Origin of the sequence: Pseudomonas sp. TWR1-1-4 (assembly GCF_049897165.1) — a bacterium.
Classification (GTDB): domain Bacteria; phylum Pseudomonadota; class Gammaproteobacteria; order Pseudomonadales; family Pseudomonadaceae; genus Aquipseudomonas; species Aquipseudomonas canadensis.
In genome coordinates, this window is sequence record NZ_JAFCVS010000007.1 from 62,279 (window position 1) to 74,065 (window position 11,787).

The 11,787-nt window shown below is 59.6% G+C and carries 13 protein-coding genes and 1 tRNA gene; 6 read left to right on the forward strand and 8 right to left on the reverse strand.

Going from position 1 to position 11,787, the window contains the following annotated elements; all coding sequences use genetic code 11:
• Positions 1 to 3: 3 nt before the first annotated feature.
• From pth to ACP7C6_RS22310, 7 genes are all read right to left on the reverse strand, one after another.
• Positions 4 to 588, reverse strand: a complete 585-nt coding sequence (gene pth / locus ACP7C6_RS22280; protein ID WP_028618746.1) for an aminoacyl-tRNA hydrolase — start codon at positions 586 to 588, stop codon at positions 4 to 6.
• A 167-nt stretch (positions 589 to 755) separates the two neighbouring features.
• Positions 756 to 1,352, reverse strand: a complete 597-nt coding sequence (locus ACP7C6_RS22285) for a 50S ribosomal protein L25/general stress protein Ctc (RefSeq protein WP_311894498.1) — start codon at positions 1,350 to 1,352, stop codon at positions 756 to 758.
• Positions 1,353 to 1,489: 137 nt separating this feature from the next.
• Positions 1,490 to 2,431, reverse strand: a complete 942-nt coding sequence (locus ACP7C6_RS22290) for a ribose-phosphate pyrophosphokinase (protein WP_003171603.1) — start codon at positions 2,429 to 2,431, stop codon at positions 1,490 to 1,492.
• Between the two features lie 45 nt (positions 2,432 to 2,476).
• Positions 2,477 to 2,551 (reverse strand) — tRNA-Gln (locus ACP7C6_RS22295).
• Positions 2,552 to 2,587: 36 nt separating this feature from the next.
• The gene (ispE, locus tag ACP7C6_RS22300; RefSeq protein WP_218169695.1) at positions 2,588 to 3,391 is read right to left on the reverse strand and encodes a 4-(cytidine 5'-diphospho)-2-C-methyl-D-erythritol kinase; all 804 of its coding nucleotides are present in this window, start codon (positions 3,389 to 3,391) and stop codon (positions 2,588 to 2,590) included.
• A gap of 49 nt (positions 3,392 to 3,440) precedes the next feature.
• Complete coding sequence (gene lolB, locus ACP7C6_RS22305; RefSeq protein ID WP_028618749.1) at positions 3,441 to 4,058, reverse strand: lipoprotein insertase outer membrane protein LolB; 618 nt, start codon at positions 4,056 to 4,058, stop codon at positions 3,441 to 3,443.
• Positions 4,059 to 4,062: 4 nt separating this feature from the next.
• Entirely contained in the window at positions 4,063 to 5,787 is a 1,725-nt protein-coding gene (locus ACP7C6_RS22310; protein WP_028618750.1) for a tetratricopeptide repeat protein, read from the reverse strand.
• A gap of 182 nt (positions 5,788 to 5,969) precedes the next feature.
• Here ACP7C6_RS22310 and hemA point away from each other — a divergent pair, with 182 nt between their 5' ends.
• From hemA to ACP7C6_RS22340, 6 genes are all read left to right on the forward strand, one after another.
• Entirely contained in the window at positions 5,970 to 7,259 is a 1,290-nt protein-coding gene (gene hemA / locus ACP7C6_RS22315; RefSeq protein WP_016977075.1) for a glutamyl-tRNA reductase, read from the forward strand.
• Positions 7,256 to 8,338 carry a peptide chain release factor 1 gene (gene prfA / locus ACP7C6_RS22320; RefSeq protein WP_028618751.1) on the forward strand — a complete coding sequence of 361 codons (1,083 nt, stop codon included), beginning with the start codon at positions 7,256 to 7,258 and terminating at the stop codon, positions 8,336 to 8,338. Before hemA ends, prfA begins: the two co-directional genes overlap by 4 nt.
• Positions 8,339 to 9,169 (forward strand): peptide chain release factor N(5)-glutamine methyltransferase, encoded by an 831-nt coding sequence (gene prmC, locus ACP7C6_RS22325; protein WP_426109257.1) that lies wholly within the window; start codon positions 8,339 to 8,341, stop codon positions 9,167 to 9,169. It abuts the gene before it with no gap.
• Positions 9,163 to 9,918, forward strand: a complete 756-nt coding sequence (locus ACP7C6_RS22330) for a molybdopterin-synthase adenylyltransferase MoeB (RefSeq protein WP_028618753.1) — start codon at positions 9,163 to 9,165, stop codon at positions 9,916 to 9,918. Before prmC ends, ACP7C6_RS22330 begins: the two co-directional genes overlap by 7 nt.
• Entirely contained in the window at positions 9,911 to 10,705 is a 795-nt protein-coding gene (gene murI / locus ACP7C6_RS22335; RefSeq protein ID WP_308908328.1) for a glutamate racemase, read from the forward strand. The genes ACP7C6_RS22330 and murI overlap by 8 nt, the downstream gene beginning before the upstream one ends.
• A 112-nt stretch (positions 10,706 to 10,817) precedes the next feature.
• Complete coding sequence (locus tag ACP7C6_RS22340) at positions 10,818 to 11,336, forward strand: acyloxyacyl hydrolase (RefSeq protein ID WP_028618755.1); 519 nt, start codon at positions 10,818 to 10,820, stop codon at positions 11,334 to 11,336.
• Between the two features lie 127 nt (positions 11,337 to 11,463).
• Here the strand turns inward: ACP7C6_RS22340 and ACP7C6_RS22345 are convergent, their stop codons facing one another.
• A complete protein-coding gene (locus ACP7C6_RS22345; RefSeq protein ID WP_028618756.1) occupies positions 11,464 to 11,769 on the reverse strand; it encodes a YkgJ family cysteine cluster protein in 306 nt (101 codons plus the stop codon).
• Positions 11,770 to 11,787: the final 18 nt, after the last annotated feature.

Consider the following 11,787-nt stretch of genomic DNA (forward strand, 5'->3'; position numbering starts at 1 on the left):
GAGTCAGGCCTTCTGGCTGTGCAGGTTTTTCATCGCGCGGTTCCATTCACCGGCGAAGATATCCGGCAGCACGCCGAGGGCAAAGTCGATGCTGGCATCGAGTTTTTCCTGTTCGGCGCGTGGCGCACGACCCAGGACGAAATTTGAAACCATACTAGCAACGCCTGGGTGGCCAATGCCGAGCCGCAGGCGGTAGAAGTTATTCTGATTGCCCAACTGCGCAATGATGTCGCGCAGGCCGTTGTGCCCGCCATGCCCGCCGCCCAGCTTGAGCTTGGCAACACCGGGTGGCAGGTCCAGTTCGTCATGGGCCACCAGGATTTCCTCGGGTTTGATCCGGAAGAAGCCCGCAAGCGCCGCGACAGCCTGGCCGCTGCGGTTCATGTAGGTGGTGGGAATCAGTAGACGAACATCCTGACCCAGGTGCGAAAAGCGCCCGGTCAGGCCAAAATATTTGCGATCAGCCACTAGGTTCACACCTTGGGCGTGGGCGATGCGCTCAACAAAAAGGGCCCCCGCGTTATGCCGGGTCTGTTCGTATTCGGCGCCTGGATTTCCCAGGCCAACGATCAGTTTAATGGCAGTCACGACAGGGGCCCTTCCTTTGGAGTTGTGGATAACATCGCCGCAACCGGTGTGCGGCGAAAGTGGACGACAGAAGCTATTTACTCAAGAGTAAACGCCGCGTTATCGCCCGCTTTCTCGCTACGTTCCGGTCCGCGATGTTTCCTCAAGCTCCGGCAATACAGAGTGAATTACTCTGCAGCGCCTTCTTCAGCTTCTGGAGCAACGCGTGGAGCGTGAACGTTGGCAACAGCTTTGTCATCACCGTGAGCCAGTGCGACAAACTCAACGCCTTTAGGGGCTTTGAGGTCGGACAGGTGAACGATAGCGCCGATTTCCAGAGCCGACAGGTCGACTTCGATGAACTCAGGCAGGTCTTTCGGCAGGCAGGTCACTTCGATTTCGTTCAGGACGTGCGAGATCTCGCCGCCTTTCTTGACCGGAGCGTCTTCACCAACAAAGTGCACAGGCACGATGGCGGTCAGTTTCTGGCCAGCTACAACGCGAACGAAGTCAGCGTGCATGATGAACTGCTTGGACGGGTGACGCTGCATCGCTTTAACGATGACGTTCTGCTTGGTGCCGTCGACGTTCAGCTCGATAACGTGGCTGTAGGCAGCTTCGTTTTCGAACAGCTTGGCGATTTCCTTGGCCAGGATGGTCACGGATTCAGCAGCTTTGTTACCACCGTATACAACGGCTGGGATGTTGGCGGCGTGACGCAGGCGGCGGCTCGCACCTTTCCCCAGGTCAGTACGCGCTTGAGCGTTCAGAATAAAGTCAGTCATTTTGTATCTCCAAAATAGCCATCATCGAGGGGCGTTTGCGACCAGCGCCGTACTCGACATGGGCAAAAAAGCCCCGCCCCAACAGAATGTCGGGGCGGGGCGCTTTTCGTCAGTGAGATGTGCCGAAGGTTTGACCCTTAGCGGAACATCGCGCTGATCGATTCTTCATTGCTGATGCGGCGGACCGCCTCGGCAACGACCGGTGCGATATCCAGTTGACGGATACGCGCACAGGCTTGAGCGGCGGCGGACAACGGGATGGTGTTTGTCACCACCAGTTCGTCCAACACGGAATTCTCGATGTTCTCGATCGCTCGGCCCGACAGCACAGGGTGTGTGCAGTAGGCGAAGACTTTAGCCGCACCATGCTCTTTCAAGGCTTTCGCCGCGTGGCACAGGGTGCCGGCAGTGTCGACCATGTCATCAACCAGAATACAGGTACGCCCTTCGACATCACCGATGATATGCATCACTTCAGAGTGATTGGCTTTCTCACGGCGTTTGTCGATGATCCCGAGGTCCACGCCCAGGGATTTGGCAACAGCCCGTGCACGCACGACGCCACCAATGTCCGGGGACACGATCATCAGGTTTTCAAAGCGCTGGTCTTCGATGTCATCCACCAATACGGGGGAGCCGTAGATGTTATCTACCGGAATATCGAAGAACCCCTGGATTTGGTCAGCGTGCAGGTCAACCGTGAGAACACGGTCGATACCTACCACGGTCAGCATGTCAGCGACGACTTTCGCGCTGATAGCCACACGTGCGGAACGCGGACGGCGATCCTGACGGGCATAACCAAAGTAAGGGATTACAGCTGTGATTCGAGTCGCTGAGGAGCGGCGGAAGGCATCAGCCATCACGACGAGTTCCATCAGGTTATCGTTGGTCGGAGCGCAAGTCGGCTGAATAATGAAGACGTCTTTACCGCGAACGTTTTCATTGATCTCGGCTGTGATTTCGCCGTCGGAGAACTTACCGACAGAGATGTCACCGAGAGGGATATGCAGCTGACGTACAACACGCCGAGCCAGATCGGGGTTAGCATTCCCCGTAAAGACCATCATCTTGGACACGCGCAGTACCTAGAGGCTGAGGGTAACCTGGATGAGTATAGAAAATGGCAGGGGCGGCTGGATTCGAACCAACGCATGGCAGGATCAAAACCTGCTGCCTTACCGCTTGGCGACGCCCCTGTATCTGTTGCAACGAGTGCCTAGCACTCGGTTCCTTTAGAGCAGACTTTGCAGCTTGCGATGCAACATCGAAACGTTGCTTCCTTTTGCTACAAACCCTGTAAGGGTCTCTGTAAGAAGGGCCGAGACTTTATCAGCTTCAGCTTTGCTTGGGAAGCCCCCAAACACACAACTTCCAGTTCCGGTTAATTTTGCTTCGGTAAATTTACCTAACAAATTCAAAGCGTTACGTACCTCTGGATAACGCCTTGCTACAACCGGTAGGCAGTCATTTCGACTGTTTCCCTTGGGAACGGGGCGCACTTTAATGGGAGAAGAGTTACGTGTCAACAACGGATCTGAAAAAATTTCTGCTGTACTTACAGATACTTGCGGCACAAGCACGACATACCAAGGCTCTTCGGGGTATTCCGGGCTGAGTTTCTCCCCCACGCCCTCGGCGAAAGCTGCGTGCCCACGCACGAAAACCGGGACGTCGGCGCCCAGTGTCAGGCCCAGCGCGGCCAGGCGATCATCGTCCCAACCCAGTTGCCACAAGTGATTGAGACCCAGCAAGGTGGTCGCGGCATTCGAGCTGCCGCCGCCGATACCACCGCCCATGGGCAAAATTTTATCGATCCAGATATCGATGCCTAGCCCGCATCCGGATTGTTCCTGAAGTTTTTTCGCCGCCTTCACGATGAGGTTGCTGTCGTGAGGCACGCCTTCGAATTCGGTATGCAGCTTGATCACGCCATCGTCGCGCACGGCGAAGGTCAGTTCATCGCCGTAGTCGAGGAATTGAAACAGCGTCTGCAGCTCGTGGTAACCGTCTTCACGGCGACCGAGGATGTGCAGCATCAGATTGAGTTTTGCCGGGGAGGGCAGGGTCAGTGTTTGTACAGTCACGTTATTGCCCCAGTTTGCGCGGTTGCCAGTCCTTGATCACCAGCGTGACGTCAAGGTCGGGACCGTGCAGCTTGATGCGTTCAGGCAGCGAATAACCGCTTTGCTCTACGTAGCTCAAATACTCCACCTGCCAGCCGTCCTGTTCCAACGTGGCCAGGCGGCTGTCACCGTTGAGGCTCAGGCGACTCTTGCTGTCAGGCGCGGGCAGGCCGCGTACCCACCAGACCAGATGAGACACCGGCAGCTTCCAGCCAATCTGTTGTTCCAGCAACGTTTCCGGCGAAGTCGCTTCATAACGGCCCTGATTGGCCACTTCAAGACTGACTTGCCCCGGGCGACCGGTCAGGCGTGCCGCGCCACGGCCCAGCGGGCCGGACAGGCGAATATCGTAGTAGTCCTGGCGTTGCAGCCAGAACAAGGTGCCGCTGCCGGAATCCTTCGGCGCGCGAACCCCCACTTTGCCTTCGATTTGCCAGCCGTCGATGCTGCTGAGCTGATCCTTGTGCTGCTTCCATTGCGCCGGGTTGCCCTGGCCTTCAACGGATTCGCGGCTGCCTATGCCCGCGCAACCGGCGAGCAGGGCGATGAAGCTGAAAATAACTACGTGGCGCAAGAACATAAGCTTAAAGGGTCTCGGATCCGGTCAGGCGCTTGATGGTGCCGCGCAGGATGGGGCTTTCGGGTTGTTCCTTGAGGAATTTTTCCCAGACTTGTCGTGCTTCACGCTGTTTGCCGTTGGCCCATAGCACTTCGCCCAGGTGAGCAGCGACTTCCTGGTCGGGGAAGCGCTCCAGCGCCTGGCGCAGCAAGCGTTCGGCTTCGTCCAGGTTGCCCAGGCGGTAATTCACCCAGCCCAGGCTGTCGAGTACGGCCGGGTCTTCCGGGTTGAGCTTGTGGGCTTGTTCGATCAACACCTTGGCTTCGGCGTAACGCGTGGTGCGGTCGGACAGCGTGTAACCCAAGGCGTTGAGGGCCATGGCGTTGTCTGGGTCGCGCTTGATGATCAGGCGCAGGTCTTTTTCCATCTGGGCCAGGTCATTGCGTTTTTCCGCCTGCATAGCACGGGTATACAGCAGGTTCAAATCGTCGGGGAATTGCAACAAGGCTTGTTGCAGCAGTTTCCAGGCACGTTCCCCCTGATTGTTGGCCGACAAGGTCTCAGCCTGGATCAGGTACAGCTGGATCGCATAGTCCGGCTCGGCATCGCGCGCCGCAGCCAGGCGTTTTTCCGCCTCATCGGTGCGACCGTTGCTCATCAGGATATCGGCCTGGCGCAACTGGGCGGGCAGGTAGTCATTGCCTGGACCGACCTGGGCGTATTCGAGCAGGGCGGCCTGCGGGTCGTTGCGCTCCTCGGCGATACGGCCAAGGTTCAGGTGCGCCGAATCCACATGGCTTTCGCGCTGGATCAGCTCTTCCAGGTAACCCTTGGCCTCGTCCCAGGCCTTGGCTTCCAGGCACACCAGCGCCAGGGAGTAGCGCAATTCGTCATCGTCCGGGTATTGCTGCACCAGGCTGGCGAACTGCACTTTGGCGTCCTCCATGCGGTCCTGCTCCACCAACATGCGCGCGTAGGTCAGACGCAGGCGCTTGTCTTCCGGATACTTCTTGATGCTTTTTTCCAGCAGCGGAATCGCTTCCTTGCCGCGATTGAGATTCTGCAGCAGGCGCGCGCGCAGCAGGATAGGCGCGATTTCGCCTTCTTCCGGCGGATTCTGCTCGAGCAGCTTCAGCGCCGCGTCGGCTTCGTCATCCTGTTGCAGCAGCAAGGCCTTGCCAAAAATCAGCTGGCTGTTCTTCGGGTGTTTTTGCAGTAGGCGGTCGAAGCTCTTCATCAAACCGTTGCGCGTGTCTTGGTCAGTGTCGGCCGCCGACAACGCGAGAAAGTCGAAATGGGTGTCGCCCTTGCCCTGCAGGACCTTCTCCATGTAGACCATGGAGTCGTCATAGCGCCCGGCGCGTGCCAGTTGAACGGCCGCCGCGCGTTGTGCTTCCAGGTCGTCCGGTGCGTTCTTCGCCCAGATCAGCGAGGTGTCCAGCGCAGCCTGGTCGGCGCCCAGGTACTCGGCGATGCGGAACGCGCGCTCGGAAATCCCCGGATCCTGGGTGTTGATGGCCTGGGTCACGTAGTTGTCCAGCGCAATGTCGAAACGATTGCGCTGGCCGGCGAGTTCCGCGGTCAGCAGGCTGTACACCGTTTCTTCACTGAACGAGGAATAAACCTTGGGCTTTTCAGGGGCGGGGGTGCTGTCTTCCACCGGCGGCGTACCGTCCGGCGACACGGGTGCCATGGCCTGGCAGCCGCTGAGGAAGACAAAAGCAAGGAGCAACGCGGAAGATCTATTCATATAGGAAGAGGACGACTAACCTGCGGTCGGATCATCATGACACAAGCCTTCGGCCAAACATAACCGAGTCTCAACGGGTGCCTTTATAGACACAAGGCATTAGGACAATAGCTTACGGTGGTTGTTCTGAATCTTTCGAAGTAGGACAATTGTCGGCTTCCCGACATCATCAGCGATATTGAATGGCCTTCCTCGCACTCGGTATTAACCACAAGACTGCCTCCGTAGACGTGCGCGAGCGCGTGGCGTTTACGCCAGAGCAGTTGGTTGAGGCCCTGCAGCAGCTCTGCCGGCTCACCGACAGTCGCGAAGCTGCGATCCTTTCGACCTGCAATCGCAGCGAGCTTTATATAGAGCAGGAACATCTTTCAGCGGATGTGGTACTGCGCTGGCTGGCCGATTACCACCATTTAAGCCTCGACGACCTGCGCGCGAGCGCTTATGTGCACGAAGAGGATGCGGCAGTTCGTCACATGATGCGTGTGGCATCCGGTCTCGATTCGCTAGTGTTGGGCGAGCCGCAGATCCTCGGCCAGATGAAATCCGCCTACGCCGTGGCGCGTGAGGCTGGTACCGTCGGCCCGCTGCTGGGCCGGCTGTTCCAGGCGACGTTCAATTCCGCCAAGCAAGTGCGCACCGATACGGCCATCGGTGAAAACCCGGTGTCCGTGGCGTTTGCTGCCGTCAGCCTAGCCAAACAGATTTTCAGTGACTTGCAGCGCAGCCAGGCCCTGCTGATCGGCGCCGGTGAGACCATCACCCTGGTCGCCCGTCACCTGCACGATCTGGGCGTGAAGCGCATTGTTGTCGCCAACCGCACCCTGGAGCGTGCGAGCATCCTTGCCGAGCAGTTCGGCGCGCATGCCGTGTTGCTGGCGGATATCCCGGCCGAACTGGTGCGCAGCGATATCGTCATCAGCTCCACCGCCAGCCAGTTGCCGATTCTTGGCAAGGGCGCGGTCGAGAGCGCGTTGAAGCTGCGCAAGCACAAACCGATCTTTATGGTGGATATCGCCGTTCCTCGGGATATCGAACCCGAAGTCGGCGAGTTGGACGACGTTTACCTCTATAGCGTCGACGATCTGCACGAAGTGGTCGCCGAAAACCTCAAGAGCCGTCAAGGCGCCGCCCAGGCGGCTGAAGAGATGGTCAGCACGGGCGCCGAAGATTTCATGGTGCGCCTGCGTGAATTGGCGGCGGTGGATGTGCTCAAGGCGTATCGTCAGCAGGGCGAACGCCTGCGCGACGAGGAGTTGATCAAGGCCCAGCGTTTGCTGGCCAACGGCAGCAGCGCCGAAGAAGTGCTGATGCAACTGGCGCGCGGTCTCACCAACAAGCTGCTCCACGCGCCCAGCGTACAATTAAAAAAGCTTACCGCCGAAGGCCGCCTCGATGCGCTGGCCATGGCCCAGGAACTCTTTGCCCTCGGTGAGGGCGCGTCAGATAGCTCTTCGGATAAAAAACCGCAATGAAAGCGTCACTGCTCAATAAACTGGACGTGCTCCAGGACCGTTTCGAAGAACTGACCGCCTTGCTCGGCGATGGCGAAGTCATCTCTGATCAGACCAAATTCCGCACGTATTCCAAGGAGTACGCGGAAGTTGAGCCGATTGTGACCACCTATGGGCAGTGGCTTAAAACCCAGGCCGACCTCGAAGGCGCCCAGGCGCTGCTCAAGGATAGCGATCCGGACATGCGTGAAATGGCCGTGGAAGAAGTCCGCGAAGCCAAGGAAAAGCTGGCTGCGCTGGAAGGCGACCTGCAACGCATGCTGCTGCCGAAGGACCCGAACGACGGGCGCAACGTATTCCTCGAAATCCGTGCCGGCACTGGCGGCGACGAAGCAGCGATCTTCTCCGGCGACCTGTTCCGTATGTATTCGCGGTATGCCGAGCGCCGCGGCTGGCGGGTAGAAATCCTGTCCGAGAACGAAGGCGAGCACGGCGGCTATAAAGAAGTCATCGCGCGGGTTGAAGGCGATAACGTCTACGGCAAGCTCAAGTTCGAGTCCGGCGCACACCGCGTACAACGCGTGCCGGCGACCGAGTCCCAGGGCCGAATCCACACGTCCGCTTGCACCGTGGCCGTGCTGCCCGAGCCGGACGAGCAGGAAGCCATCGAGATCAACCCGGCCGACTTGCGCGTCGACACCTACCGCTCGTCGGGCGCTGGCGGTCAGCACGTCAACAAGACCGACTCCGCCATCCGCATCACTCACTTGCCGTCGGGCATCGTGGTGGAGTGCCAGGAAGAGCGTTCCCAGCACAAGAACCGTGCGCGGGCCATGTCCTGGCTGTCGGCCAAGCTCAACGACCAGCAGACCAGCGCCGCCGCCAACGCGATTGCCAGCGAGCGCAAGCTGTTGGTGGGCTCGGGCGACCGCTCCGAGCGCATCCGCACCTACAACTTTGCCCAGGGCCGGGTCACCGACCACCGGGTCAACCTCACGCTTTACTCTCTGGACGAGATTCTCGCCGGTGGCGTAGACGCCGTAATCGAGCCATTGCTCGCCGAATACCAGGCGGATCAACTCGCGGCGATAGGTGAATAAATGACCATCATCGCCAGCCTTCTGCGCGCCGCTGACCTTCCGGATTCGCCCACTGCGCGTCTGGATGCCGAATTGTTGTTGGCGGCGGCTCTGGGCAAGTCGCGCAGCTACTTGCACACTTGGCCCGAGAAAATCGTCACCAGTGAAGACGCGCTGACTTTTGCCAGCTACCTGCAACGTCGTCGTGGCGGTGAGCCGGTGGCGTATATCCTCGGCCAGCAAGGTTTCTGGAAGCTGGACCTAGAGGTCGCGCCCCACACGCTGATTCCGCGTCCGGACACTGAATTGCTGGTGGAAGCTGCCCTGGAATTGTTACCGGCCACCCCCGCCAAGGTCCTCGACCTGGGCACCGGCAGCGGTGCCATCGCCTTGGCCCTGGCCAGCGAGCGCCCTGCCTGGCAAGTCACCGCCGTCGACCGAGTGTTGGAAGCGGTGGCACTGTCCGAGCGCAATCGCCAGCGCCTGCACCTTAACAACGCAATGGTGCTGAACAGCCATTGGTTCAGCGCGCTGCAAGGTCATACCTATGATCTGATCATTAGCAACCCGCCTTACATTGCCGCCAATGATCCGCACCTGGCGGCGGGCGATGTGCGTTTTGAGCCGGCTAGCGCATTGGTGGCCGGTCATGATGGTTTGGACGACTTGCGCTTGATCATCAAACAAGCCCCCGCCCACCTTAATGCCGGTGGCCGGCTGTTGCTGGAGCATGGTTACGACCAGGCGCCGGCCGTGCGCGACCTGCTGTTGAGTGAAGGCTTTGAAGAGGTTCACAGCCGCATCGACCTCGGCGGCCACGAGCGCATCACCCTGGGGCGCCGGCCGTGCTGACCGATCAGGAGCTGTTGCGCTATAGCCGACAGATTCTGTTGCAACATGTCGACATTGACGGCCAATTGCGCCTGAAAAACGGCCGTGCCTTGATCGTCGGTCTCGGTGGCCTGGGCGCGCCCGTTGCGCTGTACCTGGCGGCGGCGGGCGTGGGCGAACTGCATCTGGCGGACTTCGACACCGTCGACCTGACCAACCTGCAACGCCAGATCATCCATGACACCGACAGCGTCGGGCAGACCAAAGTCGATTCGGCCCTGCGCCGCCTGACGGCCATCAACCCCGAAATCACGTTGATTGCCCACCGCACCGCGCTGGATGCCGATTCACTGGCGGCAGCGGTCGAAGCGGTGGACGTGGTGCTCGATTGCAGCGACAACTTCTCCACCCGCGAAGCGGTCAACGCGGCTTGCGTCGCGGCGGGCAAACCCTTGATCAGCGGTGCCGCCATTCGCCTTGAAGGGCAACTGTCGGTGTTCGACCCGCGCCGCGAAGAGAGCCCGTGTTACCACTGTTTATACGGGCACGGCAGCGATATCGAACTCACCTGCAGCGAAGCTGGCGTAATCGGCCCGTTGGTGGGGATGGTCGGTAGCCTGCAAGCTTTGGAAGCCTTGAAACTGCTGGCCGGTTTCGGCGAGCCGCTGGTGGGCCGCCTGTTGCTTATCGATGCCTTGACCACGCGCTTTCGCGAGTTGCGCGTCAAGCGTGATCCCGGTTGCAGCGTGTGCGGGACGCAACATGGGTAAGGGTGCGCCGATCGGTGTGTTCGACTCCGGTATCGGCGGATTGACCGTGCTGGAGGAAATCCATCAACTGCTGCCCCACGAATCACTGCTGTACGTGGCCGATTGCGGGCACATCCCCTACGGCGAGAAAAGCCCGGCGTTTATCCTCGAGCGTTCTCGGCGGGTGGCAGCGTTTTTCCGGGAGCAGGGCGCCAAGGCGTTCGTGATTGCCTGTAATACCGCCACCGTCGCCGCTGTCGCCGACCTGCGCCTGGATTTTCCTGACTGGCCACTGGTAGGCATGGAGCCGGCAGTAAAACCTGCAGCAGCGGCCACTCGCAGTGGCGTCGTCGGGGTGCTTGCCACCACCGGCACGCTGCAAAGCGCCAAGTTCGCTGCGTTGCTCGACCGATTCGCCACCGATGTGAAGGTCATCACCCAGCCGTGCCCGGGCTTGGTCGAGCTGATTGAAAGCGGTGACCTGACCAGCCCAGCCCTGCGCCAGATGTTGCAGGGTTACGTCGAACCACTGCTCAGCGCCGGCTGCGACACCATCATCCTCGGTTGCACCCACTATCCCTTCCTCAAGCCACTCCTGGCGCAGATGCTGCCCCCCAGCATCATTCTCATCGACACCGGTGCCGCCGTGGCCCGCCAGCTCAAGCGCTTGCTGAGCGAGCGCGAGTTGCTGGCCGACGGCAATCCAGAACCTGCGCAGTTCTGGACCAGCGGCGATGTGTATCACTTAAGAAATATCCTACCGACACTATGGAAATATCCGGGCGATGTGCGAAGCTTCGCTTCGTGAAAAATTCGTGAAATATCGGCGTTATAAGCTGGAACTTCTGACTACACGCCAGCTTCTATAGCCAGATTGCCTGTAAAAAATTCTATAACTTCGTTTGGAAAGGATGTTTCTTATGAAGCGCTTGTTCTGTTTGGCCGCGATTGCGGCCGCTGTAGTGGGGCACTCTGTTTCGGCACAGGCTGCTGGCCTGGAATTTGGTGTGGGGGGCACCAGCGATTCGACCATGACCTATCGGCTGGGACTGACATCGGACTGGGACAAAAGCTGGTGGCAGAGCGATACCGGTCGACTGACCGGTTACTGGAGCGGTGCCTACACCTATTGGGATGGCGACAAGCGCGCCAGCGCCAGCAGCCTGTCGTTCTCGCCAGTTTTTGTGTATGAGTTTGCCGGCGAATCGGTGAAGCCTTACATCGAGGCTGGGATCGGGGTGGCGGTGTTCTCGCGCACCAAGCTGGAAGACAACAACATCGGCCAGGCCTTCCAGTTCGAAGACCGCCTGGGCTTTGGCCTGCGCTTCGCGGGTGGGCATGAGGTGGGCATTCGTGCCACGCATTATTCCAATGCGGGCATCAGCAGCAATAACGATGGGGTAGAGAGCTACTCGTTGCACTACACCTTGCCGCTGTAACACCGGAGAACCCTTGTGGGAGCGGGCTTGCTCGCGAAAGCGGTGTAACAGTCGCTACATGTTTGACTGACACACCGCTTTCGCGAGCAAGCCCGCTCCCACATTTAGAGCTCCACTCACCAGACGATCAGCGGTAGGCCGTTGCGATCCCTTCGCGCTCGGTCAGGCACTCCGGTGCCCCCATCTCGAACTCCCGGCAGATCAGCGGGCGTCGCTCGTAGATCGTGCACATCATCGTGTCCCGATCCAGCGCCGCGCACCAGCCGTCGTCCAGGCGCAGCATCACTTCGCCGCCCCAGTCATCAGTGTCGATATAGCGCTCCGGCACGCCGGTGTCGGTGATCAGCATGACTTCCAGCTGGCAGCAGCAAGCCGCGCAGGTCGAGCAGGTGACCGCGGATTCGGTGATTTGGGTGTGAGGGATGTTGGTCATAGGCGCGCAGTGTAAGGC